The following is a 25,210-nucleotide window of genomic DNA, read 5'->3' as shown; positions in this document are numbered from 1 at the left end:
ATTACATACTCATAAGGGTGTTGAGCTGCAGGATCGGCTGCAGAATGGCCAGCACGATAAACAGCACCATGCCGGCCATCGCCACCACCAGCAGCGGCTCAAACAGGCTGAGCGCCATCTGAATTTGCGCGCTCAGCTCGCGGTCCTGGTTATCGGCGGCGCGTTCGAGCATGCCGTTGAGCTCGCCGCTCTGTTCGCCGCTGGCAACCATGTAGCGCATCATCGGCGGGAAAAGGGCGGTGGTTTCGAGGGCGCGGTGCAGGCTGCTCCCTTCGCGCACCGACTCCGCGGCGGTTTCCAGCTGGCGGCGCGCCCAGGTGTTGCTTAACACCTCCGCGCTGATGCGCATCGACGGCAGCAGCGGGACGGCGCTGGCGTTAAGAATGCTGAGGGTGCGGGCGTAGCGAGCGCTGTTGATGCTGCGGGCCACCCGGCCAATCAGCGGCAGGCGCAGCAGCTGTCTATGCCAGATGAGCCGCCGCGCGGGCTGGCGCAGGGCGTAATGAAGCAGCAGCCCGCCCGCCAGCAGCGCCAGCAGTAGCCAGGGCCCGGCGCCTCTGACGATATCGCTCATGGTCATCAGCAGGCGGGTGGAAAACGGCAGGGCCTGCTTGAGATGGACGAACTGATCGACGACCTTCGGCACCACCGTGGAGAGCAAAATGGCGATCACGCTGATGGCGACCAGGGTCAGAACGATGGGGTAGATCATGGCCTGCAGCAGGCGGGCGCGAAGCTGCTGGCGCTGTTCGGTATAGTCCGCCAGCCGGTTAAGCACGCCGGCAAGGTGCCCGGAGGTTTCGCCCGCGGCGACCATCGCGCAATACAGCCGATCGAAGCAGGCCGGATAGCCGCGCATGGCCTCCGCCAGGGTATGTCCTTCCAGCACCTTGCCGCGCACCCCGGCCATCAGGGTTTTCAGGTGCGCTTTTTCGCACTGCTGCGCCACGGCATCCAGCGCTTTTTCCAACGGGATTGCCGCCGCTACCAGCGTCGCCAGCTGCCGGGTGAGCAGGGCGAGGTCGCCGGCGCCGGTGCGTCGCGTCAGCAGCGAACGCCCGCCGCCGCGCGCGGGGCCTTCAGCGGCCTTGATCTCAACGGGCAGCCAGCCCTTTTCCCGCAGCAGCTGGCGGGCGTGGCGGGCGGAGTCCGCCTGCTGTACGCCGCGCTGCGTCCTGCCGCGTTCATCGAGCGCCTGGTAGCGAAAAATGGCCATCCTGCTCCCCCTGTGCCGTTTGCTGCTCGGTCACCCTGACCACCTCTTCCCAGCTGGTGATGCCGCTCAGCACCTTCTCCAGCCCGGCGTGGCGGAGGGTGATATAGTCCGTCCCCAGCCGCTGGCCCAGCGTTAATTCGTTTTCTCCGCGGTGGATTGCCATCCGCACCCGATCGTCGACCCGCAGCAGCTCGTGGATCCCGGTGCGCCCGCGATAGCCGGTGAAGCCGCACTCCCCGCAGCCCTCGGCGTGCCACATGGCGGTACCGGTCGGGACGCCCATCCGTTTCGCCGTTTGCGCATCCGCCTGCCCCGGTCGACGGCAGTGCGGGCAGAGCCGGCGCACCAGGCGCTGCGACATCACCGCCAGCAGCGAGGTTGACAGCAGAAATGGCTCCACGCCCATATCCTGCAGGCGCGAGATCGCCCCCAGCGCGCTGTTGGTATGCAGCGTGGAGAGCACCAGGTGCCCGGTCAGGGAGGCCTGGACGGCAATCTGCGCCGTCTCGCTGTCGCGGATCTCGCCCACCAGCACCACGTCAGGGTCCTGACGCAAAATGGCGCGCAGCCCGCGGGCGAAGGTCATCTCCACCCTGGCGTTGACCTGCGTCTGGCCGATGCCCTCCAGCTCGTATTCGACGGGATCTTCAATAGTCATAATATTGCGCTCGCGAGCGTCGAGGCGGCTGAGGGCGGCGTACAGGGTGGTGCTTTTGCCCGAACCGGTAGGGCCGGTGACCAGAATGATGCCGTGCGGGCGGGCCATCAGTTCATCGACCTGCTGCAGGAGCGCGGGCGGCATGCCGAGGGTCAGCAGGTCGAGGTTGACGCTGTTTTTATCCAGCAGGCGCAGCACCACGCGCTCGCCGTGGCCGGAGGGCAGCGTCGAGACGCGCACGTCAACGGCGCGTCCGCCGATACGCAGCGCCATGCGGCCATCCTGCGGAATGCGCTTTTCCGCGATATCGAGGTTGGCCATCACCTTAATGCGCGAAATAAGCAGGGCCGCAAGCCGACGCTGTGGGCGGAGGATCTCCCGCAGGACGCCATCAACGCGAAAGCGGATCTGCAGGTGGCGCTCGTAGGTTTCGATATGAATATCCGAGGCCTTTTCTTTGATGGCCTCCGTCAGCATGGCGTTGATCAGGCGGATAATGGGCGCATCGTCCTCGCTATCCAGCAGATCGTCGGTGTCGGGCAGCTCGTCGGCGAGGGTGTATAAATCCAGCTCATTGCCGATATCGGCCATCATGCGCCGGGCTTCCGCCGAATCACGCTGATAGCTGAGCACCAGCAGCTTCTCGAACTCATCGGCGGCCAGCCGCTGGACCTCGATCGGCATATCCGCCACCCGGCGCGCCTCAAGCAGCGCCGCCGTCGGGGCGTCGGCGAGGCAGCGGACGGCGCAGGTCGCGCCATCGCTCAGCAGGATAATGCCGTGGGCGCGGGCATAGACGAAAGGCAGCAGCGGGCGGCGTTCCGCCGCTGGCGTCATGGTTTGCCTCCCAGGTTGAAGGCATCGATGGCGGCGCCGATCCGACGAAACGCGGCGGTATCCTGCTGGGGGTAGATATGCAGCAGGTCATCGTTCAGCGACGCTTCCGTGCCGTCTTTGCCGCGCTGTTTGGTTTGCGCGTCGTTAAAGGCGGCGTACTGGCCCGAGGAGGCCTGCCGGTAGCCATCGCGATCGCGAATAATGGTCGGCCGGATAAACAGCATCAGGTTGCGTTTGGAAACCTTTTTGCTGGTGGAGCGGAACAGGGCGCCAATCAGCGGAATATCGCCGAGCAGCGGGACCTTGTCGGCGGAGTCGGTGACGCTTTTGTCCAGCAGCCCGCCCACGACGACGGTTTCGCCGCTGCCGACCAGCACCGCGTTGTTAACCGTGCGGGTGTTGAAGGTCGCGCCTAAATCCGAGCTGGTGCTGGAGGCGGAGTCGGCGACGCTGGAAACCTCCTGCTCAATTTCCAGCAGCACCGAGTCCCCTTCGTTAATCTGCGGCTTGACCTTCAGCTTGATGCCGACGGTTTTTCGTTCGACGGTATTGAAGATGTTATCGCCGGAGGTGGTCTGCGAGCCGCTGAGCACCGGAACCTCCTGGCCGACGTTAAAGGTCGCCTCCATGTTGTCGAGGGTGACGATGCTGGGGGTGGCGAGAATATCGTTTTTGCTGCTGCTGGAGAGGGCGGTGAGCAGCATCGCCCAGTTCCCCTGATAGAACCCGGCGGCGATGCCGTTAAAGGAGCTTAGCGCGCTGGCGAGCGAGCTGGTGACCGTGCCGTCTTTGTTGTACTGGTTGGCGCCGGCAATGGCCGTTGAGATCGGCAGCCCGCTGTTGTTGAACTGGGTCATGCCGGCGTTTTTGTTGGCCCACTGTACGCCCAGATTGAGGCCGTCGGCGTCCTGAACCTCGGCAATAATGGCTTCAACCAGCACCTGCGGACGGCGAATATCCAGCTGAGCGATGACCCGCTCGAGGTCGTTCATGACGTCCGGGGCGGCGGTCACGATCAGCGCGTTGGTCTGGCCGTGGGCTTTGATGATGATGTTTTTATCCAGCGCCGCCACCGGCTTCGCGCTCTGCTTTTCGCTCTGCATGCTGCTGCTGATGCCGGTTAGCACCTCCACCAGATCGGCGGCTTTGGCATACTTGAGGTAGATAACCTTGGTGTTTCCCTGTACCGCCTGCTGGCGGTCGAGCTGCCTGATCATGGTGATGATGCGCTGGCGGGAGTTCGGTTCGCCGCTCACCAGCACCGAATTGGTCCGCTCGTCGGCGACCACGTTCGCCACCATCGAACCGGGGAGCGCGGATTTGCTGGTGTCTTTGTTCAGCTCATTCACCAGCTTGACCACGTCGGCGGCGGAGGCCCAGGAGAGCGGGACCGTCACCACGCTGCGATCGCCGGCGTTATCAACGCGCTCGACGATGGTCAGCAGGCGCTTAATCACCGCCGCGCGTCCGGTCATCAGCAGCACGTTGGACGGCTCGTAGTGCACCACGCTGCCGGCCCCGGCGTTGTCATTGAGCTGTCGCAGCAGCGGCGCGAGATCGCGGGCGGCCACGTTGGTCAGCGGTACCACCCGGGTAACCACCTCATCGCCCTCGCCCGGCGAGGCGTCGCTGGCGACCGGGACCGCCGCGGTTTTGGCATCTTTTGAACGCACGACCTTCAGTACGCCATTATTCATATTGATAACCGCAAAACCGTAGACGTCGAGGACGCTGAGGAAGAACTGATAATATTGTTCTTCATTGAGCATATCGTAGCTGCGAACGGTAATTGTGCCGCGTACGCTGGGGTCGATAATGACCGTCTTATTGAGGTTTTTGCTGACGGTATTAATAAATTCCTGAATATCGGTGCCCTTGAAGCTGGCGGAGAATTCTTCTGCGCCGGCGGGTTTGAATAACAGCGTGCTGAATATCATCAGCAGCGTGAAAAGCAGACGGAAATTTATGGTTCTGCGCAATTATTCATCCCTCAAGGCTAAATAGATATCCTGCCGCTGACCATCGCGTTCGACGGTCAGCGTTATTTCGCTGAGCTCGGGGAGCTGTTTTAATGCTTGCTGAGCCTGCTGCCGATCGCGAAGATCGAGGCCATTCATGGCGACCGCCAGATCGTTTTCATGTAAGCCGGACTGACGAAAAAGAGTGGGGTCTTTTCCCGGATTGAGTCGATATCCGCTGAGCTGCTCATTAACCATAATCGGGGAAATATTGAGATAGTTGAGAATATTTTGCGGCTGTTCGCGCAGCTGTTTAACCCACGCTTTCGCGGGCGGCGTCAGGGCGGGTTTCACGCCCGCGGCGGCGTCGTCAAAGAGCGGTATCGCTTCGTTTCTGCCCCGGTAGTTAACGATCAGGCGATCGTTGAGAATAGCGACTATTTTGGCTTCGTTACCCGGCGTGCTGTCGCCAACGCCCAGGCTAACCTGTTGATTCCCTTTTGCCACGATGGCAATCGACCGCGCGGCATCGCTGCTGACGAGCAGGCCGGTGATCCGCAGCTTCAGGGCGGAAAGCGGCGCCTGGGCCAGGCTCTTACCGTCGGTGGATACGCCCGATGCCGGAGGCGTTTTTTCCGCGCTGCCAAATAGCGTAAACGGCGCTAATTCCGTTTGTCGAATAGCGATCGGGGGAGCGAAAACCGTCGCGGCGTTAATCGCCATAGCCGCAGGATCTACAGGGAATATAATCCGCCAGCTTAATTTGGCGAGCTGCTGAGCGATAAGTAATAATATGACGAACATCACAATATGAGGAGTATTGTTAATTATTGTTTTATTTGTTAGTGTTAACCTCATCACAGAAAAAGGTATTTTAATTCTTTTTCTCATCCTGTTTTCCCCGGGGCGGCATCGCTTCCCTACCTGTATTGGTGGGTGGCTTTTTATATTTAGATCTTTTATTGCGAAATTCTTGATTAGTCGCCGCAAAGCATAATGAGTTTCGCTATCCGGGTCGTCATTCCCTTTTTATTTTTACTCCCCCGGCCGCCTACGCCCCCCCATTAATTGTTAATGGATGATTGAATCGCTGAAAGCAAAAATATCTAATTGCCGGCGCTTTACAGATAAACATCTTCTCTTACCTTTCATAATTTATTAAGCATATTAGGGACTATCGAATGCTCAGATATACCTGTAATGCCCTATTCCTTGGCTCGTTGGTTTTACTTAGCGGCTGCGATAATAGTTCTTCATCTTCTTCCTCTGGCTCACCTGACACTCCCGATAATCAGGATGTCGTTGTTCGTTTACCCGATGTGGCGGTTCCCGGTGAAGCTGCCACGGCTTCCTCTCAGCAGGCGGTCATTCATCTGGTTGATATTGCTGGCATTACCGGCACCACCGCCGCGGATTACAGCACCCGGAACCTCTATCTCTGGAATAATGAAACCTGCGATGCGTTAAGCGCGCCGGTGGCGGACTGGAATGACGTCAGCACCACCCCGAGCGGCAGCGATAAATACGGCCCGTACTGGGTGATTCCGCTCAATAAAGAGAGCGGCTGTATTAACGTCATCGTCAGAGATGGCACCAACAAGCTGATCGATAGCGATCTGCGCGTGTCGTTCGGCGACTTTACCGACCGCACGGTCTCGGTTATCGCCGGCAGCGGCTCGCTATATGATACCCGCGCGGATGCGTTTCGCGCCGCGTTTGGCGTGGCGCTTGCCGAGGCCCACTGGGTTGACAAGACCACTCTGCTGTGGCCGGGCGGACAGGACAAACCAATCGTCCGCCTTTACTACAGCCACAGCAGTAAAGTGGCCGCCGATAGCGAAGGGAAATTTACCGATCGCTATCTGAACCTGACTCCCACCACCGTCAGCCAGCAGGTGAGCATGCGCTTCCCGCAGCTCTCCAGCTACGCCGCCTTTAAGCTTCCGGATAATGCGCCGGTTGACGAGCTGCTGCAGGGCGAAACGGTGGCGATCGCCGCCGAGAAGGACGGCATTCTGATCTCCGCCACCCAGGTGCAGACGGCGGGCGTGCTGGACGACGTCTACGCGCCGCCGGCGGAGGCCCTCAGCTACGGGGCGCAGGTGAGCGATGGCGGGGTTAATTTCCGCCTGTGGGCGCCGACCGCGCAGCAGGTCGATCTGGTGCTGTATAGCGCCGATAAAAAGGTGCTTGCCAGCCATCCGATGACCCGCGACGCGGCCTCGGGCGCCTGGGCATGGCAGGGCGGAAGCGACCTGAAGGGGGCCTTCTATCGCTATGCGCTGACGGTTTATCACCCGCAGTCGCGCAAGATTGAACAGTACGAGGTGACCGACCCTTACGCCCATAGCCTCTCCACCAATTCGGAGTACAGCCAGGTTGTCGATCTGAACGACAGCGCGCTCAAGCCCGACGGCTGGGATAGCCTGGCGATGCCTCATGCGCAGAAAACCAAAGCCGATCTGGCGAAGATGACGATTCATGAATCGCATATTCGCGATCTTTCTGCCTGGGACAGCACCGTTCCGGCCGAGCTGCGCGGTAAATATCTGGCGCTCACCGCTCAGGACAGCAACATGGTGCAGCATCTGAAAAAGCTCTCCGCCTCCGGAGTGACCCACGTTGAGCTGCTGCCGGTCTTCGATCTGGCGACGGTCAACGAGTTCAGCGACAAAGTGGCCGACATCCAGCAGCCGTTCAGCCGCCTCTGCGAAGTCAACAGCGCGGTGAAGAGCAGCGAATTTGCCGCTTATTGCGCCAGCGGGTCGACGGTGGAAGAGGTGCTTAATCAGCTGAAGCAAAGCGATAGCCAGGATAATCCGCAGGTTCAGGCGCTGAACAGCCTGGTCGCGCAGACCGATTCCTATAACTGGGGCTACGATCCGTTCCACTACACGGTGCCGGAAGGCTCTTACGCCACCAACCCGGAAGGGACCGCGCGGATCAAAGAGTTCCGTACCATGATCCAGGCGATTAAGCAGGATCTGGGAATGAACGTGATCATGGACGTGGTGTACAACCACACCAATGCCGCCGGGCCAACTGACCGGACTTCGGTGCTGGATAAAATCGTCCCCTGGTACTATCAGCGTCTGAACGAAACTACCGGAAGCGTTGAATCGGCGACCTGCTGCTCGGACTCCGCGCCGGAGCATCGGATGTTCGCCAAGCTTATCGCCGACTCGCTGGCGGTATGGACCACCGATTACAAAATTGACGCCTTCCGTTTCGACCTGATGGGCTATCACCCGAAAGCGCAGATCCTGTCGGCGTGGGAGCGGGTGAAGGCCCTAAATCCGGATATCTACTTCTTCGGTGAAGGCTGGGATTCCGGGCAGAGCGACCGTTTCGAAATCGCTTCGCAGATCAATCTCAAAGGCAGCGGTATCGGGACGTTCTCCGATCGTTTGCGTGACTCGGTGCGCGGCGGCGGTCCGTTTGACTCCGGCGATGCGCTGCGTCAGAACCAGGGGATCGGCAGCGGTGCCGGGGTATTGCCTAACGAGATCGCCAGCCAGAACGAAGATACGGTGCGCCATCTTGCCGATCTGACGCGTCTGGGAATGGCCGGAAACCTGGCCGACTTTGTGATGGTTGATAAAGACGGCGCGGTGAAAAAAGGCAGCGAGATTGACTACAACGGCGCGCCGGGCGGCTATGCGGCTGACCCGACGGAGGTTGTTAACTACGTCTCGAAGCACGATAACCAAACGCTGTGGGACATGATTAGCTACAAAGCCGCGCAGGAGGCCGATCTCAATACCCGCGTGCGGATGCAGGCGGTATCGCTGGCGACGGTGATGCTGGGTCAGGGGATCGCCTTCGATCAGCAGGGTTCGGAGCTGCTGCGCTCTAAATCCTTCACCCGCGACTCCTATGACTCCGGCGACTGGTTTAACCGCGTCGACTACGCCATGCAGGACAATAACTTTAACGTCGGGATGCCGCGCAGTAGCGATGACGGCAGCAATTACGATCTGATTTCCCGCGTTAAGGAGATGGTGGCGACTCCCGGCGAGCCGGAGCTGCAGCAGATGACCGCGTTCTATCAGGAGCTGACCCAGCTGCGCAAATCATCCCCGCTCTTCACCTTAGGTGACGGCAGCGCGGTGATGAAGCGCGTCGATTTCCGCAATACCGGAGCCGACGCGCTGGCTGGCCTGCTGATCATGACCATCGATGATGGCGTCCAGGCGGGAGCGAGCCTCGACGGCCGGGTGGACGGCCTGGTCGTGGCGATCAACGCGGCGCCTGAGAGCCGGACCCTCCATGATTTCAATGGTGAAAACCTGCAGTTGAGTTCCGTTCAGCAGGCGGCGGGAGAGGGGTCGCTGGCGAACGGCGTCGAGATCGCTGCCGACGGCGCGATTACGCTGCCTGCCTGGTCCGTTGCGGTGCTGGAAAAACCGCAGGGCGACGCGCAGGGCGCGGGCCTGCCGGTAAGCAGTAAGTAAAGCGTCTCTTTAGCTGACCCGCATGAAAGGGGTCAGGCAGCCCGGCGCTCAGAGCCGGGCTGCGGTTTTTCCGGTATCAGGAGAGAGGGTGTGATGATTCGCCATGATGAAGAGTGCCCGACGCCCGCGGCGGACATCCGGGATGCGGGAGCGCCGGTGATGGTCGGCGGAATGGTGCAGGTTCCCTGGCTGACCGTCCCGCTCTACGCCGCGCTATTTATCGCGCTGGGCTGGTTTAGCGGCGAGCAGTGGCGAAATGCGCCGGTCGCGCAAACGTCGATGGTGCCGGTGGCGCACGCGGCGCTGGTGCCGCTTAGCCATTCTGCATCGGCCCCCACTCCGGCTCCGGCAAAGGCTCCGACAAAGGAAAAGGGGCAGGCCAGCGTGGAGGAGGAGAGTTCAGAGGAGGATTATTTACCGGCACTGCGCTACAGCGCGCATATCTACGCCTCGCGCGAGGATAAGCGCACTATTGTTATCAACGGCCAGTCCTGGCAGGAAGGGCAATCACCGCTGCCGAATCTGGTGATTGAGCAGATTCAGCAGGATTTAACCGTGTTTAGCTTTAAGGGCAATACGTTTACTCTGGCGGCGCTGGATGACTGGCCGGGAGGTATTATTGCGGATAGTCCGCAGGGGCAATAAATTGCGCGGCAATAAAACGCAAAATAACCGGCTGCGACATTTTATTGACGACCTAAGCCAGCAATAAATGGCGCCAGCTGGCGATTAAACTGACTGCATTTGGTTGTTTCCGGAGTACTGTCCTGCTGCAGCTGTTGATACATCTGCGCGCTGCGCTGAGCCAGGGTAGCGTAATCGATATTTCCCCATCCTCTTTTTTTCCCGACATTCCACGCGGCCTGGGTAAGGGCTTCGTCTGCGGGCAGATCGCTGCGATTGCATCTGTTCTTCAGATAGCGGGCGCCTGCGGCCACGGATGAGAGCTGCTCAAGCTGCGCCTCGCTGCTGACGGCAGGGCTTAAGGTTGAGGAGCGATTCTGCTGGCACCCTGCAAGAGCGGCAATCATGATAAGCGGAAATATAACGAAAGTTCGCATAATATTAAGCTGGAATGGTTAACTGAAGGGTAGTTTAACAAATATTTCCACGGTGTCATCAGTAAATATTATTATATATAATTGTTAAGCGGCTCCCACTTTTATCTGCGGATGGTTTAAGGTTTATCTTTACTTCCGGAAAAATATTTATTGTCACAGTCCGAATATAATATTTCATGTGCCGGGAAGTTTTAGTTTTTATCGTCGGCGCGGGGGGCGAAAATTCTGAAGCGCACGGAGACGCGGTGAACATTTTTTATGTTATTAAAAAACATAATATTTTCCCTTTTGTTACGCCTCGAGGGAGTAAAATGCTGGTTAAGCATATCCTGGTTTAGTGCTATCCTGTGTTCCCTGGACTATTAGTGCTATGTCCCAAAATTCTCTGCAGGTGAAGTATGTAAGATTATGATTTGTTTTATGATTTTTTTAACTAAACTCATGAGCAAATCGATCATAACTGCGCCCTGAGACGCTGAGCGCGCGAAGTACAGACAATAGATGGTCGCCTGCAGGATAAGACCCCACGGGCGTGAATTTGAGAGATATCTTCTTCCTCTGGCAGGGGGAAGCATTGAGAATCAGGCTTTTACGCCTGAAAGTTGCGGAGAAAGAGCATGGCGGGAGATGACCGCGAGCCTATCGGACGTAAGGGTAAACCCTCGCGTCCGGCTAAACAAAAAGTGACTCGTCGTCGGGTTCGGGACGAGGACTACGACGATGATTACGACGACGATTATGAGGACGAAGAGCCGATGCCGAAGAAAGCGAATGGCAAAGGTAAGAAGCCCCGGCGTAAACGTACCTGGCTGTGGCTGTTAGTCAAGCTGGGGATTGTTGTCGCGGTGCTGGTTGCCGCTTACGGCGTCTACCTCGATCAGAAGATCCGCAGCCGCATTGACGGCAAGGTTTGGGAGCTTCCGGCGGCGGTATATGGCCGGATGGTCAACCTCGAACCCGATATGCAGGTCAGCAAAAACGAAATGGTGCGCCTGCTGAACGCCACGCAGTATCGTCAGGTGAGCGCGATGACGCGCCCGGGCGAATATACCGTGCAGGCCAACAGCATTGAGATGATCCGCCGTCCGTTTGATTTCCCGGATAGTAAAGAAGGGCAGGTGCGCGCGCGTCTGACCTTTGATGGCGATCGCCTGGAAACGATCGAGAACATGGAGAATAACCGCCAGTTTGGCTTCTTCCGCCTCGATCCGCGGCTGATCACCATGCTGCAGTCGGCAAACGGCGAGCAGCGCCTGTTTGTTAAGCGCAGCGGCTTCCCGGATCTGCTGGTTGATACCCTGCTGGCGACCGAAGACCGCCACTTCTACGAGCATGACGGTATCAGCCTGTACTCGATTGGTCGTGCGGTGCTGGCAAACCTGACGGCGGGGCGCACGGTGCAGGGCGCCAGTACCCTGACCCAGCAGCTGGTGAAAAACCTGTTCCTCTCCAGCGAGCGCTCGTACTGGCGTAAGGCCAACGAAGCCTATATGGCGCTGATCGTTGACGCCCGTTACAGCAAGGATCGGATCCTCGAGCTGTATATGAACGAGGTGTACCTCGGCCAGAGCGGCGATAACGAAATTCGCGGCTTCCCGCTGGCCAGCCTTTACTACTTTGGCCGTCCGGTGGAAGAGCTGAGCCTTGACCAGCAGGCTCTGCTGGTGGGGATGGTAAAAGGCGCATCGATTTACAACCCGTGGCGTAATCCGAAGCTGTCGCTGGAGCGTCGTAACCTGGTTCTGCGCCTGCTGCAGCAGCAGAACGTTATCGACCAGGAACTGTACGACATGCTGAGCGCCCGTCCTCTGGGCGTGCAGCCGCGCGGCGGCGTCATTTCTCCGCAGCCGGCGTTTATGCAGATGGTGCGTCAGGAGCTGCAGGCGAAGCTGGGCGATAAGGTGAAAGATCTCTCCGGCGTGAAGATCTTTACGACCTTCGATTCCGTGGCGCAGGACGCGGCGGAAAAGGCGGCCACCGAAGGGATCCCGGCGCTGAAGAAGCAGCGTAAGCTGGCGGATCTGGAAACCGCGATGGTGGTGGTTGACCGCTATACCGGCGAGGTGCGGGCCATGGTCGGCGGCGCGGAGCCGCAGTTTGCGGGCTATAACCGCGCGATGCAGGCCCGCCGTTCGATTGGTTCTCTGGCCAAGCCGGCGACCTATCTGACTGCGTTAAGCCAGCCGAACCAGTACCGCCTGAATACCGCCATTGCCGATGCGCCGGTGACGATTCGCCTCTCCAACGGCCAGACCTGGTCCCCGCAGAACGACGATCGTCGCTTTAGCGGCCAGGTGATGCTGGTTGACGCGCTGACGCGTTCGATGAACGTGCCGACCGTCAACCTCGGGATGGCGCTGGGCCTGCCGGCGGTCATCGATACCTGGGTCAAACTGGGGGCGCCGAAAGACCAGCTCAGTCCGGTACCGGCGATGATCCTCGGGGCGTTGAACCTGACGCCGATTGAAGTGGCGCAGGCGTTCCAGACCATCGCCAGCGGCGGTAACCGCGCCACGCTGTCGGCGCTGCGTTCGGTGATCGCCGAAGATGGCACCGTTCTGTATCAGAGCTATCCGCAGGCGGAGCGGGCGGTTCCTGCGCAGGCCGCATACATGACGCTGTGGACCATGCAGCAGGTTGTGCAGCGCGGGACCGGTCGTCAGCTTGGGGCGAAATATCCTGGCCTGCATCTGGCGGGTAAAACCGGGACCACCAACAACAACGTTGATACATGGTTCGCCGGTATTGACGGAAGCCAGGTGACGATTACCTGGGTTGGTCGCGATAACAACCAGCCGACGAAGCTGTACGGTGCCAGCGGCGCGATGTCTATTTATCAGCGCTATCTGGCCAACCAGACGCCAACGCCGCTGGTGCTGACGGCGCCGGAAGATGTGGTGGACATGGGCGTAGACAGCAGCGGCAACTTCGTCTGTAGCGGAGGGATGCGCACGCTACCGGTATGGACCACCGCGCCGGATGCGCTCTGTCGCCAGGGTGAACAGATGCAGCAGCAGCAGCTGGAGCAACAGCAGCAGAACAATCCGTTTAATCAGTCCGGCCAGCAGCCTCAGCAGCAGCAGCCAGCGACTCAGCAGCAGCCGCCGAAGCAGGAAAAAAGTGACGGCGTAGCGGGCTGGATTAAGGATATGTTCGGCAGCAATTAACTATCCGCTTGATTCTTCAAGCCGCCTCGCTGCAGCTTGCATGGTGGTGCGAACAGGTTGTTGCAACACTGGCCCTCTGATACTTCAGTATCAGGGGGCTTTTTCATTTATGTAGATTACTTAACAGCCACTTAACCCCACAATTACCGTCTGGTTATTTATTCAGCCTTTGATATCTTCGCGATGGCATATCGCTTGCCTTGCATTTCGCGTTTCGCCTATTATGTCAGCCGTCATAATAATAATTCTCGTTTACGTTATCATTCACCTTTATCAGAGATCTACCAATGGCGCGTCTAAAAACTGCTCAGCCAAATCACTCACTGCGTAAAATTGCAGTCGTAGTAGCCACGGCGGTTAGCGGCATGTCTGTCTATGCACAGGCGGCAGTTGAACCGAAAAAAGAAGAAACCATTACCGTGACTGCGGCTCCCGTCAGCCAGGAAAATGCCTGGGGACCGGCCCCGACTATCGCGGCAAAGCGCTCCGCAACTGCCACCAAAACCGATACCCCTATTGAAAAAACGCCGCAGTCGATTTCCGTGGTTACCCGCCAGGAAATGGAGATGAAGCAGCCGACAACGGTGAAAGAAGCGCTGGCCTATACGCCGGGCGTTTTCTCCACTCGCGGCAGCTCGACGACCTATGACGTGGTGACGATTCGCGGCTTTACGACGTCGACAACGGTCAATACCAACCAGTATCTGGATGGCATGAAGCTGCAGGGGAATAACTACTCTGAAGTGTCGATGGACCCTTACTTCCTGGAGCGTGTGGAAGTGATGCGCGGGCCAACCTCCGTGCTGTATGGCAACAGCAACCCCGGCGGCATCGTCAGCATGGTCAGCAAGCGCCCGACGACCGAGCCGCTGAGAGAAATTCAGTTCAAAATGGGTACCGATAACCTGTGGCAGACTGGTTTTGATTTTAGCGATGCAATTGATGATAGCGGCGTATGGTCCTATCGCCTGACCGGCCTGGGCCGCAGCCAGGACGCGCAGCAGCAGATGGCGAAATCGACCCGCTACGCGGTGGCGCCGTCCTTTAGCTGGCGCCCGGATGATAAAACCGATTTCACCTTCCTGAGCAACTTCCAGAGCGATCCTTATGCGGGTTACTACGGCTGGCTCCCGCGTGAAGGGACCGTGGTGCCGTACTATGACGCCAACGGCAAGGCACATAAGCTGCCGACCGATTTCAACGAAGGTGAGCCGGACAATAAGATGTCGCGCCGTCAGCAGATGGTGGGCTACAGCTTCTCACACCAGTTTGACGATACCTTCACCGTTCGCCAGAACCTGCGCTACGCCGACGTCAATACGCTGTATCGCTCCGTTTACGGCAACGGTTACACGGCGCCGGGACAAATCAACCGCGCCTACGTGCGCTCTGATGAACATCTCAACACGTTCACCGTTGATACCCAGCTGCAGTCCGACTTTGCCACCGGCGCGGTCGACCATAAGCTGCTGACCGGCGTGGACTATTCGCGTATGCGTAACGACGTCAATGCCGACTATGGTTCTGCAGACCCGATCGGGATGTCCAATCCGCAGTACGGTAATCCAAACGTCTCGGTGTACTTCCCGTACGCGGTGCTTAACCGGATGGAGCAGACCGGCCTCTATGCCCAGGATCAGATGGAATGGGATAAGTGGGTGATGACGCTGGGCGGACGCTATGACTACGCCACGACCTCTACGCTGACGCGCTCCACTAACACCCTGGCCGAAAATCACGACCAGCAGTTTACCTGGCGCGGTGGTATTAACTACCTGTTCGACAACGGTATTTCTCCATACTTCAGCTACAGCCAATCGTTTGAGCCGGTTTCAGGATCGGGCCTGGACGGCAAACCGTTCGATCCGTCGCGCGGCGAGCAGTATGAAGCGGGCGTGAAATACGTACCGAAAGATATGCCGGTGGTGGTCACGGCGGCGGTGTACCAGCTGACCAAGGATAAAAACCTGACGGCAGATCCGCGTAATACGACGTTTAGCATTCAAACCGGCGAGATCCGCGCTCGCGGCGTGGAGCTGGAAGCGAAAGCGGCGGTGAACGCCAATATCAACCTTACCGCAGCCTATACCTACACCGATGCTGAGTACCAGCACGACACCATATTTAACGGCAAACGTCCGGCGGAAGTTCCGCGTAATATGGCGTCGCTGTGGGCAGATTACACCTTGCACGAAACCGCGCTGAGCGGCCTGACGGTAGGCGCCGGTGCGCGCTACGTTGGCTCTACGGTTAGCTACTACAAAAACGATACCGCCGATGCGAAGCAAAATGATTCCTTCGGCGTAGCGGGCTACGCGTTGATGGATGCGACGGTGAAATACGATCTGGCGCGCTTTGGTTTACCGGGCTCGTCGGTGGGTATCAACGTCAATAATCTGTTCGATCGCGAGTACGTTTCCAGCTGCTATAGCGAATATGCGTGCTACTGGGGCGCAGGGCGTCAGGTCATTGCGACCGGAACCTTCCGTTTCTAATCACTCAATGGGCGCGGTTCGCCGCGCCGTTAAACAAGTTGGCCGCTATGCAGGAAAACACTCCGCAATCCGATACCACGTTTTCGTTGAATCGCGTTACCTTTCGCGTGCCTGGCCGTACGCTGCTGCATCCGCTTTCGTTAACCTTCCCGGCTGGAAAAGTGACAGGCCTGATTGGTCATAACGGTTCCGGTAAATCGACGCTGCTGAAAATGCTCGGTCGCCATCAGCCGCCGTCAGACGGCGAGGTGCTGCTCGACGGTCAGCCTCTCGATAGCTGGAGCAGCAAGGCGTTTGCCCGCAAAGTGGCCTATCTGCCGCAGCAGCTGCCCGCGGCAGAGGGGATGACGGTGCGTGAGCTGGTGGCGATTGGACGCTATCCGTGGCACGGGGCGCTGGGGCGCTTTGGCGCAACGGATCGACAGAAGGTCGAGGAGGCCATTGCGCTGGTCGGACTTAAACCCTTGGCGCATCGGCTGGTCGATAGCCTCTCCGGCGGCGAGCGCCAGCGCGCGTGGATTGCCATGCTGGTGGCCCAGGACAGCCGCTGTCTGCTGCTGGATGAGCCAACCTCGGCGCTGGATATCGCCCACCAGGTTGACGTGCTGGCGCTGGTGCATCGCCTGAGCCAGCAGCGCGGCCTGACGGTGATTGCCGTGCTGCATGATATCAATATGGCGGCCCGCTACTGCGACTATCTGGTGGCCCTTCGCGGCGGCGAGATGATTGCTCAGGGCACGTCGGCTGAGCTGATGCGTAGCGAAACGCTGGAACAAATTTACGGTATCCCGATGGGAATTCTGCCGCATCCGGCGGGCAGTGCGCCGGTAAGCTTCGTCTATTAATGGATAAAAACAACGTGATCACCCGTCGGCGTTTACTGACGGCGATGGCGCTATCGCCGCTGCTGTGGCAGATGCGCGGCGCGCGGGCGGCGGCCGTCGATCCGCAGCGCATCGTGGCGCTGGAGTGGCTGCCGGTAGAGCTTCTGCTGGCGCTGGGCGTCGTGCCGTATGGCGTCGCTGATATCCCGAACTATCGCCTGTGGGTGAATGAACCGGCGCTGCCGGACTCGGTCATTGACGTCGGGCTGCGCACGGAACCCAATCTTGAACTGCTGACGCAGATGAACCCTTCATATATCGTCTGGTCGGCAGGCTACGGCCCGTCGTCAGAGAAGCTGGCGCGTATTGCTCCGGGACGCGGATTTACCTTCAGCGACGGCAAGCGGCCGCTGATGATGGCGCAACAATCGCTGAATGAGATGGCCGAGCTTATCGGCAAGCAGCAGGCCGCGAAGCGCCATCTGGCGGAGTTCGATGCGCTGATGGACGAACTGCGCCCGCGTTTCGCCCGCCGAGACGATCGGCCGCTGCTGATGATTAGCCTGCTTGACCCGCGTCACGTCCTGGTTTTTGGTAATAACTGCCTGTTTCAGGAAATCCTCGAACGCTTTGATATCAAAAATGCCTGGCGCGGTGAGAGCACCTTCTGGGGCAGCGTGACCGTCGGTATTGACCGGCTGGCGGCCTACAGGGATGTGGACGTGATCTGCTTTGACCACGGCAACGATAGCGAAATGGCGCAGCTGATGAACACCCCGCTGTGGCGGGCAATGCCGTTTGTCCGCGAAGGGCGCTTCCAGCGCGTTCCGGCGGTGTGGTTTTACGGTGCTACGCTATCGGCGATGCACTTTGCCCGCGTGCTGGCCGACGCTCAGGGAGGTCCGGCGTGAGATCGCGAATTTCCCCTCTGGCGGCTCTGCTGCTGGCCATACTGCTGATTGCCGCCTTCGCGCTCAGCCTTTTCAATCTCCGGATCGCGCTGCCGCAGAACGAGTGGCGTCAGGCGCTGTGGCAGCCGGATATCGATAATATCGCCCAGATGCTGTTTCACTACAGCCTGCTGCCGAGGCTGGCGGTGTCGCTGCTGGTGGGCGCTGGCCTGGGGCTGGTCGGCGTTCTGTTTCAGCAGGTGCTGCGCAACCCGCTGGCGGAACCGACGACCCTTGGCGTCGCGACCGGCGCCCAGCTGGGGATGACGGTCACCGTGCTGTGGGCGATCCCCGGCGTGCTGGCATCGCAGTTTGCCGCCCTGGCGGGCGCGTGCCTGGTGGGCGCGCTGGTGTTTGGCGTCTCCTGGGGTAAACGACTCTCGCCGGTGACCTTGATTCTCGCCGGCCTGGTGGTCAGCCTTTACTGCGGGGCGCTTAATCAGCTGATGGTCATTTTCCATCACGACCAGCTGCAGAGCATGTTCCTGTGGAGTACCGGCACCCTGACGCAAACCGACTGGAGCGTGGCGCAGCGGCTGTGGCCGCAGCTGCTCGGCGGGGCGATGCTGACGCTGCTGCTGCTGCGACCTCTCACCCTGATGGGGCTGGACGACGGCGTTGCGCGCAACCTCGGCCTGGCGCTCTCCCTGGCGCGTCTTGGGGCGCTGACGCTGGCTATTGTTCTCAGCGCGATGCTGGTGAATGCGGTGGGGATTATCGGCTTTATCGGCCTGTTTGCCCCGCTGCTGGCAAAAATGCTCGGCGCCCGCCGCCTGCTCTCGCGCCTGCTGCTGGCGGCGCTGATTGGCGCGCTGATCCTCTGGCTCTCCGATCAAATCATTCTGTGGCTTGCCCGCGTCTGGATGGAGGTGTCAACCGGATCGGTGACGGCGCTGGTCGGCGCGCCGCTGCTGCTGTGGCTGCTGCCGCGCCTGCGCAGTATTAGCGCTCCGGTGATGAACGCGGGCGATAAGGTGCCGGCTGAGCGACACAACGTGCAGTGGTTTGCGCTCGGCGGTTTACTGATTCTGCTGCTGGCGCTGACGGCGGCGCTGGCCTTTGGCCGCGACGCCCAGAGCTGGCACTGGGCCAGCGGTACGCTGCTGGATCAGCTGATGCCGTGGCGCTGGCCGCGGATTCTGGCGGCGCTGTTCGCCGGGGTGATGCTGGCGGTGGCGGGCTGTATTATTCAGCGCCTGACCGGCAACCCGATGGCCAGCCCGGAAGTGCTGGGGATCAGCTCCGGCGCGGCGTTTGGCGTGGTTGTGATGCTGTTCTTCGTCCCCGGCAACGCCTTTGGCTGGCTGCTGCCAGCCGGCAGCCTGGGCGCGGCGGCGACGCTGCTGGTGATTCTGGTTGCTGCCGGACGCGGCGGCTTTTCGCCGCACCGGATGCTGCTGGCGGGCATGGCCTTGAGCACCGCGTTTACCATGCTGCTGATGATGCTGCAGGCCAGCGGCGATCCGCGGATGGCGCAGATTCTGACGTGGATCTCCGGGTCGACCTACGGCGCGACGCCGGAGATGGTGGCGTATAGCGGCAGCGTGATGCTGGTGCTGTTGGCCCTGGCGCCGCTGTGCCGCCGCTGGCTGACGATCCTGCCGCTCGGCGGCGAGGCTGCTCGTGCGGTAGGCGTTGCGCTGACGCCGTCGCGCATCGGCCTGCTGCTGCTGGCCGCCTGCCTGACGGCCACGGCAACGTTGACCATCGGCCCGTTAAGCTTTGTCGGTCTGATGGCGCCGCATATTGCGCGCATGATGGGCTTCCGCCGTACGATACCGCATATGGTGATGTCCGGGCTGATTGGCGGCCTGCTGCTGGTCTTTGCCGACTGGTGCGGGCGAATGATTATGTTCCCGTATCAGATCCCGGCGGGCCTGCTGTCGACCTTTATCGGCGCACCGTACTTTATCTATTTGCTGAGGAAGCAGAGCCGCTAGGCTATCGCGGCGATGGGCCGTTATTCCGGGCGAGGCGTGATGCTCGCCCGGGAGCGCGTGGACTACAGTTTGGCGAACGCGCTGCGCGCGGCGGCGATGGTATGGTTGATATCTTCTTCGCTGTGGGCAACGGACATAAATCCGGCTTCAAACGCTGAAGGCGCCAGATAAACGCCCTCTTCCAGCATCAGGTGGAAGAAGCGCTTAAAGCGCTCAACGTCGCACTTCACCACGTCCTGATAGCAGGTGACGGTTTCGGCGTCGGTAAAGAAGATGCCGAACATGCCGCCAACGTTATTCACTACCAGCGGAACGCCCGCGTCGCGCGCGGCGTCCAGCAGCCCCTGGGCCAGCTGGTTGGTTAAATCCGTCAGCGTCTCGTGAACTCCCGGCTGCGCCACTTCGCTTAAGCAGGCGAAGCCCGCCGCCATGGCGATCGGGTTGCCGGACAGGGTGCCCGCCTGATAGACCGGGCCGGTCGGCGCCAGCGCATCCATCACTTCGCGACGGCCGCCGAAGGCGCCCACCGGCATGCCGCCGCCGATGATTTTGCCCAGACAGGTCAGGTCAGGGACCACATCGTAGTAGGACTGGGCTCCGGCCAGGGCAACGCGGAAGCCGGTCATCACTTCATCAATAATCAGCAGGGCGCCAAATTCGTCGCACAGCGCGCGCAGGCCCGGCAGGAACTCCGGCTGCGGCGGGATGCAGTTCATATTTCCGGCCACCGGTTCAACGATAATGCAGGCAACGTCGTGCGGATACAGCTCGAACGCGGCGCGGACCGAAGCCAGGTCATTATAGGTGCAGGTCAGCGTGTGTTTGGCGAAATCGGCCGGCACGCCCGGAGAATTCGGCTGGCCGAGGGTCAGGGCGCCGGAGCCCGCTTTGACCAGCAGACAGTCGGCGTGGCCGTGGTAGCAGCCTTCAAATTTGATGATTTTGTCACGGCCGGTAAAACCGCGCGCCAGGCGAATGGCGCTCATGGTGGCCTCGGTGCCGGAGTTAACCATCCGCACCATATCCATCGTCGGTACCAGCTCCGTCACCAGCGCCGCCATTTTCACTTCCATTTCCGTCGGCGCGCCAAAGCTCAGGCCGCGCTGCGCCGCTTCAATCACCGCATTGCGAATGGCCGGGTGGTTATGACCGAGTACCATTGGGCCCCAGGAACCGACATAATCGATATAGGCTTTACCGTCGACGTCGTACAGATAGGCGCCGTCCGCACGTTCGATAAACAGCGGCGTGCCGCCAACGCCGCTGAAGGCTCGTACCGGCGAGTTAACGCCGCCGGGGATAAGTTCACGCGCGGCGCTAAAGAGAGTTTCAGATTTGCTCATTGCCTGGTTCCTGGTTCGTGAAAAATGTTTTGCTGGTTATTCTAAGTTATTCCAGGATAGTTATGAAAGTTTTGCCCAATTGAAACAAAGCGCGAACGGTGAATATTTTCCGCGACGGGGGGCTGGCTGGCAGTTAAAATGCCCTTGGTGCTATTTGTATGACTATTAACCGACGAGAGTATGAAAGCAGAAGCCTCCTCTTTTGAAGCAAAACAAATCGTGCGCTTGCGTCGCGGCGACGTGGTTCGCCGCTTAGTTCAGCGAGACAAAACGCCGCTGGCAGTGCTGCTAATGGCCGCCGTCGTCGGAACCCTGGCCGGGCTGGTGGGGGTCGCTTTTGAAAAGAGCGTCAATTGGGTGCAGAACCTGCGCATCGAAACCCTGGCGCAGGTGGCGGACCACGAGCTGCTGGTCTGGCCGCTGGCCTTTATCACCTCCGCGCTGCTGGCGATGGTCGGCTACTTTCTGGTGCGTCGGTTTGCGCCGGAAGCGGGCGGCTCAGGGATCCCGGAAATAGAAGGGGCGCTGGAAGAGCTGCGCCCGGTTCGCTGGTGGCGGGTGCTGCCGGTGAAGTTTATCGGCGGGATGGGGACGCTGGGGGCCGGCATGGTGCTGGGCCGGGAAGGGCCGATGGTGCAGCTCGGCGGGAATCTTGGGCGCATGGTGGTGGATGTTTTCCGCATGCGCAGCCCCGAAGCGCGCCATACGCTGCTGGCAACCGGCGCCGCCGCGGGCCTCTCCGCCGCGTTCAACGCGCCGCTGGCGGGGATCCTGTTTATTATTGAAGAGATGCGCCCGCAGTTTCGCTACAACCTGATCTCCATTAAAGCCGTTTTTACCGGCGTGATTATGTCGAGCATCGTATTTCGCATTTTTAACGGTGAAGGGGCGATTATCGAGGTCGGTAAGCTGAGCAATGCGCCGGTCAATACCCTGTGGCTGTATCTGATTCTGGGGATGATTTTCGGCGCGATTGGCCCGCTGTTTAACACCCTGGTGCTGCGTACGCAGGATATGTTCCAGCGTCTCCACGGCGGCGATCTCAAAAAATGGGTGCTGATTGGCGGCCTAATCGGCGGCGGCTGCGGTATTCTCGGGCTGCTCCAGCCCGCGGCGGCGGGAGGCGGGTTTAACCTCATTCCGATTGCCGCGGCGGGTAACTTCTCCGTTGGCCTGCTGCTGTTTATTTTTATCGCCAGGGTGATAACCACGCTGCTGTGCTTCTCTTCCGGCGCGCCTGGCGGGATTTTTGCGCCCATGCTGGCGCTGGGAACCTTGCTGGGAACGGCATTCGGTATGGCGGCGACGCCGCTGTTTCCGGCCTATCATCTGGATCCCGGCACCTTTGCCATCGCCGGAATGGGGGCTCTCCTTGCCGCGTCGGTGCGCGCGCCGCTGACCGGAATTGTGCTGGTGCTGGAGATGACCGATAACTATCAGCTCATTTTGCCAATGATTATTACCTGCCTCGGCGCAACACTACTGGCTCAATTTCTGGGGGGTAAGCCCTTGTATTCAACTATCCTTGAACGAACTCTGGCGAAACAGGCCGCTGAACAGGCGGCAAAAGCGCGTGCGGTTGCCGGGGAGAATACTTGAACGATTTACCAGGGTATTAGATAATGGCTCAAAAGGTCCGGTTATTCTTTAACCGGATCGGCAGTATCAATGGGAGCATAAAATGAGTGATGATGTCGTGTTGCCGCTGGAGTTTACCGAAGCCGCAGCCAAAAAAGTAAAATTCCTGATTGCTGATGAAGACAATCCGAACCTGAAGCTGCGCGTTTATATCACCGGCGGCGGCTGCAGCGGTTTCCAGTACGGCTTCACCTTCGACGATCAGGTTAACGAAGGGGATATGACCATCGAGAAACAGGGCGTAGGCCTGGTGGTTGATCCAATGAGCCTGCAGTATCTGGTCGGCGGCGCCGTCGATTATACTGAAGGCCTCGAAGGCTCACGTTTTATCGTGACCAACCCGAATGCGAAAAGCACCTGCGGCTGCGGATCTTCATTCAGCGTCTGATTTATCCCGCCGAAGTAAGGCCCAGGGACGGGCCGCGCAGCCGGCGCAACTTGCCCGACTGCGGCCTGCAGGACGCCGGTTTACGCCATGAAGCCGCTTTCTAACGCCCGTTATCATCCAGCGCAAACGTCGGCAGCTTCAGGTGCCAGCGGATTGCCGCCAGCCGAATGAGCAGCGTCACGGCCATGCCCATCATCGCCGAATTTTGCAGCGACACGTGAAAAGTATCGTAGGCCGTTGCGTGCACGATACCGCCGACAATGCAGGCCGTCGCATAGATTTCGGTACGTAAAATCATCGGGATTTCACGCGCCAGCACGTCGCGAATAATGCCGCCGCCGACGCCGGTAACTACCCCCATGCAGACCGCAACCAGCGGACCGCTGTGGGCGATAAAGGCCTTATTGACGCCGATGCCGACAAATACCGCCAGGCCGACGGCGTCGAGCACCGGCAGTATCCATTTAGGCAGCCGGCGCGGTTGGCGTACCAGCAGGATCGTCAGCATGCTGGTCACCATTGCCACCACCAGGTCCGTTGGGTCTTTAACCCAGAACACCGGGCCGTTGGCGAGCGCCATATCGCGGATCGTCCCGCCGCCCACGGCGGTAACGACCCCCAGCACCAGCACGCCGAAAGGGTCCATACGCAGTTTGCCGGCCAGCAACACGCCGGAGATCGCAAATACGGCTGTGCCAATAATATCCAGCCAATAGACTAGCATCGTCAGTTCCCGCTTAGCGCCTGCTTAACAGGCGATTATTTTACCTGCTCGAGCGCAGTACAGAGTTGTTTTGCGGCGAGGATAATACGTGGGCTCGCGCGTTCAAACCAGTCGCTATGCAACGCAATCAGTGAAATTTTTAACTGATTATGCCAGTAGCGTTCGACTTCGGGAATTTTGCGGGCATCGCCGGTAATGACAATGGCCTGCGGCTGCCTGGCGAGAACCTGCTCGCGGCTGACCTGGGGCCAGGGCGCTTTACTGGCAGCGAAAATATTCTCACCGCCGCACAGCGTCAGCACCTGATCCTGAATCGATCCCTGACTGCTGGTAAAAAGAGGGTTGCTGCCAAACTGGAGAAAGACGCGCTTCTTCGGGAGGTGAGCGTAGCGGGCTTTCAGCGCACTATAGTCGTCCAGCATCTGCTGCGCCGCCTGACGGGCCTTTTCCGGCTGAGGGCTCCACTGCGCCAGCTGCCGCAGGGTGGTGATAATCTCTTCGATGGTGGCGGTATCGACCCAGATGACCTTGATACCGAGGGCGCTCAGCTGATTAACCTGGCGCTCGGCGTTGCCTCCGCGCCACGCCAGGACCAGGTCGGGCTTGAGGGCGACAATGCGTTCCAGATTCATCCCCTGCCAGCTGGAAACCTGCTCGATGCCGGCGGCTTCCGGCGGGTAGTCGGAATAGCTGCTGACGCCCACCGGCGTGATGCCGGCCGCAAACGCCAGCTCGGTATTGGCCGGGGATAGCGTAATCACCCGCGGCGCGGCAAACAGCCACGCCGGGGCCAGCAGCAGCAGGGCGGCAAGCGCCTGTTTTAGCGATTTAGCCACGCGTCAGGTTCTGCACCAGATTTTCCACCATCAGAGTGGACTGCCTGGCGGCGACGGCGAGGAACTCGTCGAAGCTCAGATGGGACTGCTGATCGGCAACGTCGGAGATGGCGCGAACCACCACGAACGGAACGCCAAAGTTATGGCAAACGTGCGCAATGGCGGTGGCTTCCATTTCGACCGCCACGGCCTGCGGGAAGTTATGGCGGATTTTCGCCAGCCCGACGGAGCCGTTGATGAAAGCGTCGCCGCTGACGATCAGACCGCGTACCGCGTTAAGATTCAGCGCTTCGATGCTGGTTTGCGCGGCGGCAATCAGCTTGTCGTCGGCTTTGAAGCCTGCCGGGCAGCCCGGCAGCTGGCCGTATTCGTAGCCGAATGCGGTCACATCGGCGTCGTGGTAGCGCGTTTCGTCGGAGATCACGATATCGCCGACTTTTAGCGTTGGCTCGAGACCGCCCGCGGAACCGGTGTTGATAATCACGTCCGGCTTGCAGATTTCCAGCAGCAGCGCCGCGCCCATTGCCGCGGCAACTTTGCCGATCCCCGATTTCAACAGGGCGATGTCGGTACCGTGAAGCTGGCCGGTGTAGATTTCGCTGCCGCCGAGGGTGATAGTCTGGCGGTTTTCGATTTTGTCGCGCAGAAGGGTAACTTCTTCTTCCATAGCGCCAATAATGCCGATTTTCATAGATTTACTCGCGATGTGTCAGGTTTAGTT

The 25,210-nt window shown here is 59.7% G+C and carries 18 protein-coding genes; 9 read left to right on the top strand and 9 right to left on the bottom strand.

What is annotated here, in order from left to right:
* Position 1: 1 nt before the first annotated feature.
* The 4 genes from gspF to gspC are packed head-to-tail and all read right to left on the bottom strand — an operon-like array spanning position 2 to position 5,542.
* A complete protein-coding gene (gene gspF / locus GO007_RS21975; protein WP_095103690.1) occupies positions 2 to 1,216 on the bottom strand; it encodes a type II secretion system inner membrane protein GspF in 1,215 nt (404 codons plus the stop codon).
* Positions 1,185 to 2,711 (bottom strand): type II secretion system ATPase GspE, encoded by a 1,527-nt coding sequence (gspE, locus tag GO007_RS21970; protein ID WP_095103688.1) that lies wholly within the window; start codon positions 2,709 to 2,711, stop codon positions 1,185 to 1,187. Before gspE ends, gspF begins: the two co-directional genes overlap by 32 nt.
* Complete coding sequence (pulD, locus tag GO007_RS21965; protein WP_095104099.1) at positions 2,708 to 4,648, bottom strand: GspD family T2SS secretin variant PulD; 1,941 nt, start codon at positions 4,646 to 4,648, stop codon at positions 2,708 to 2,710. Before pulD ends, gspE begins: the two co-directional genes overlap by 4 nt.
* A gap of 42 nt (positions 4,649 to 4,690) precedes the next feature.
* Complete coding sequence (gene gspC, locus GO007_RS21960; protein ID WP_095104097.1) at positions 4,691 to 5,542, bottom strand: type II secretion system protein GspC; 852 nt, start codon at positions 5,540 to 5,542, stop codon at positions 4,691 to 4,693.
* 308 nt (positions 5,543 to 5,850) lie between these two features.
* Between gspC and pulA the strand changes: the two genes are divergently transcribed.
* The gene (gene pulA / locus GO007_RS21955; protein ID WP_095103686.1) at positions 5,851 to 9,123 is read left to right on the top strand and encodes a pullulanase-type alpha-1,6-glucosidase; all 3,273 of its coding nucleotides are present in this window, start codon (positions 5,851 to 5,853) and stop codon (positions 9,121 to 9,123) included.
* 90 nt (positions 9,124 to 9,213) lie between these two features.
* Entirely contained in the window at positions 9,214 to 9,768 is a 555-nt protein-coding gene (gene gspB, locus GO007_RS21950) for a type II secretion system assembly factor GspB (RefSeq protein WP_370525585.1), read from the top strand.
* Between the two features lie 41 nt (positions 9,769 to 9,809).
* Here gspB and gspS read toward each other — a convergent pair whose 3' ends face one another.
* Positions 9,810 to 10,184 (bottom strand): type II secretion system pilot lipoprotein GspS, encoded by a 375-nt coding sequence (gene gspS, locus GO007_RS21945; RefSeq protein ID WP_095103682.1) that lies wholly within the window; start codon positions 10,182 to 10,184, stop codon positions 9,810 to 9,812.
* A gap of 617 nt (positions 10,185 to 10,801) precedes the next feature.
* Between gspS and mrcB the strand changes: the two genes are divergently transcribed.
* From mrcB to fhuB, 5 genes are all read left to right on the top strand, one after another.
* Positions 10,802 to 13,351 carry a bifunctional glycosyl transferase/transpeptidase gene (gene mrcB, locus GO007_RS21940; protein WP_095103680.1) on the top strand — a complete coding sequence of 850 codons (2,550 nt, stop codon included), beginning with the start codon at positions 10,802 to 10,804 and terminating at the stop codon, positions 13,349 to 13,351.
* Positions 13,352 to 13,638: 287 nt separating this feature from the next.
* The gene (fhuA, locus tag GO007_RS21935) at positions 13,639 to 15,846 is read left to right on the top strand and encodes a ferrichrome porin FhuA (RefSeq protein WP_095103678.1); all 2,208 of its coding nucleotides are present in this window, start codon (positions 13,639 to 13,641) and stop codon (positions 15,844 to 15,846) included.
* A 47-nt stretch (positions 15,847 to 15,893) separates the two neighbouring features.
* Positions 15,894 to 16,691: a Fe3+-hydroxamate ABC transporter ATP-binding protein FhuC gene (gene fhuC, locus GO007_RS21930; protein WP_095103677.1), complete on the top strand. Its 798-nt coding sequence runs from the start codon at positions 15,894 to 15,896 to the stop codon at positions 16,689 to 16,691.
* Complete coding sequence (gene fhuD, locus GO007_RS21925; protein WP_095103676.1) at positions 16,691 to 17,581, top strand: Fe(3+)-hydroxamate ABC transporter substrate-binding protein FhuD; 891 nt, start codon at positions 16,691 to 16,693, stop codon at positions 17,579 to 17,581. The genes fhuC and fhuD overlap by 1 nt, the downstream gene beginning before the upstream one ends.
* On the top strand, positions 17,578 to 19,560 hold the full coding sequence (gene fhuB / locus GO007_RS21920; protein WP_095103674.1) for a Fe(3+)-hydroxamate ABC transporter permease FhuB: 1,983 nt from the start codon (positions 17,578 to 17,580) through the stop codon (positions 19,558 to 19,560). Before fhuD ends, fhuB begins: the two co-directional genes overlap by 4 nt.
* Positions 19,561 to 19,622: 62 nt before the next feature.
* Here the strand turns inward: fhuB and hemL are convergent, their stop codons facing one another.
* Positions 19,623 to 20,903, bottom strand: a complete 1,281-nt coding sequence (gene hemL, locus GO007_RS21915; RefSeq protein WP_095103673.1) for a glutamate-1-semialdehyde 2,1-aminomutase — start codon at positions 20,901 to 20,903, stop codon at positions 19,623 to 19,625.
* 180 nt (positions 20,904 to 21,083) lie between these two features.
* Between hemL and clcA the strand changes: the two genes are divergently transcribed.
* The gene (clcA, locus tag GO007_RS21910) at positions 21,084 to 22,502 is read left to right on the top strand and encodes a H(+)/Cl(-) exchange transporter ClcA (RefSeq protein ID WP_095103672.1); all 1,419 of its coding nucleotides are present in this window, start codon (positions 21,084 to 21,086) and stop codon (positions 22,500 to 22,502) included.
* 82 nt (positions 22,503 to 22,584) lie between these two features.
* Positions 22,585 to 22,929 carry an iron-sulfur cluster insertion protein ErpA gene (erpA, locus tag GO007_RS21905; RefSeq protein ID WP_095103670.1) on the top strand — a complete coding sequence of 115 codons (345 nt, stop codon included), beginning with the start codon at positions 22,585 to 22,587 and terminating at the stop codon, positions 22,927 to 22,929.
* 100 nt (positions 22,930 to 23,029) lie between these two features.
* Here the strand turns inward: erpA and GO007_RS21900 are convergent, their stop codons facing one another.
* Genes GO007_RS21900 through mtnN form a run of 3 tightly spaced genes read right to left on the bottom strand, consistent with a single transcriptional unit; the run spans position 23,030 to position 25,180 of the window.
* Positions 23,030 to 23,653, bottom strand: coding sequence for a TRIC cation channel family protein (locus GO007_RS21900; RefSeq protein WP_095103669.1), 624 nt, complete (start codon positions 23,651 to 23,653; stop codon positions 23,030 to 23,032).
* 35 nt (positions 23,654 to 23,688) lie between these two features.
* Entirely contained in the window at positions 23,689 to 24,489 is an 801-nt protein-coding gene (gene btuF, locus GO007_RS21895; protein ID WP_095103668.1) for a vitamin B12 ABC transporter substrate-binding protein BtuF, read from the bottom strand.
* Positions 24,482 to 25,180: a 5'-methylthioadenosine/S-adenosylhomocysteine nucleosidase gene (mtnN, locus tag GO007_RS21890; protein ID WP_095103666.1), complete on the bottom strand. Its 699-nt coding sequence runs from the start codon at positions 25,178 to 25,180 to the stop codon at positions 24,482 to 24,484. Before mtnN ends, btuF begins: the two co-directional genes overlap by 8 nt.
* Positions 25,181 to 25,210 lie beyond the last annotated feature (30 nt).

The organism is Klebsiella sp. 10-1 (genome assembly GCF_009758445.1).
In the GTDB taxonomy this organism is placed as follows: domain Bacteria; phylum Pseudomonadota; class Gammaproteobacteria; order Enterobacterales; family Enterobacteriaceae; genus Klebsiella; species Klebsiella scottii.
Note: the sequence above shows the minus strand (reverse complement) of the source record. Positions and strands in the feature narration are given on the sequence as shown.

Excerpts from the sequence above, each read along its gene's own strand:
- gspE (WP_095103688.1), bottom strand. The coding sequence starts at position 2,711 with ATGACGCCAGCGGCGGAACGCCGCCCGCTGCTGCCTTTCGTCTATGCC.
- gspS (WP_095103682.1), bottom strand. The coding sequence starts at position 10,184 with ATGCGAACTTTCGTTATATTTCCGCTTATCATGATTGCCGCTCTTGCA.
- pulD (WP_095104099.1), bottom strand. The coding sequence starts at position 4,648 with ATGATATTCAGCACGCTGTTATTCAAACCCGCCGGCGCAGAAGAATTC.
- fhuD (WP_095103676.1), top strand. The coding sequence starts at position 16,691 with ATGGATAAAAACAACGTGATCACCCGTCGGCGTTTACTGACGGCGATG.
- fhuC (WP_095103677.1), top strand. The coding sequence starts at position 15,894 with ATGCAGGAAAACACTCCGCAATCCGATACCACGTTTTCGTTGAATCGC.
- clcA (WP_095103672.1), top strand. The coding sequence starts at position 21,084 with ATGAAAGCAGAAGCCTCCTCTTTTGAAGCAAAACAAATCGTGCGCTTG.
- hemL (WP_095103673.1), bottom strand. The coding sequence starts at position 20,903 with ATGAGCAAATCTGAAACTCTCTTTAGCGCCGCGCGTGAACTTATCCCC.
- mrcB (WP_095103680.1), top strand. The coding sequence starts at position 10,802 with ATGGCGGGAGATGACCGCGAGCCTATCGGACGTAAGGGTAAACCCTCG.
- pulA (WP_095103686.1), top strand. The coding sequence starts at position 5,851 with ATGCTCAGATATACCTGTAATGCCCTATTCCTTGGCTCGTTGGTTTTA.
- gspF (WP_095103690.1), bottom strand. The coding sequence starts at position 1,216 with ATGGCCATTTTTCGCTACCAGGCGCTCGATGAACGCGGCAGGACGCAG.
- fhuA (WP_095103678.1), top strand. The coding sequence starts at position 13,639 with ATGGCGCGTCTAAAAACTGCTCAGCCAAATCACTCACTGCGTAAAATT.
- mtnN (WP_095103666.1), bottom strand. The coding sequence starts at position 25,180 with ATGAAAATCGGCATTATTGGCGCTATGGAAGAAGAAGTTACCCTTCTG.
- erpA (WP_095103670.1), top strand. The coding sequence starts at position 22,585 with ATGAGTGATGATGTCGTGTTGCCGCTGGAGTTTACCGAAGCCGCAGCC.
- GO007_RS21900 (WP_095103669.1), bottom strand. The coding sequence starts at position 23,653 with ATGCTAGTCTATTGGCTGGATATTATTGGCACAGCCGTATTTGCGATC.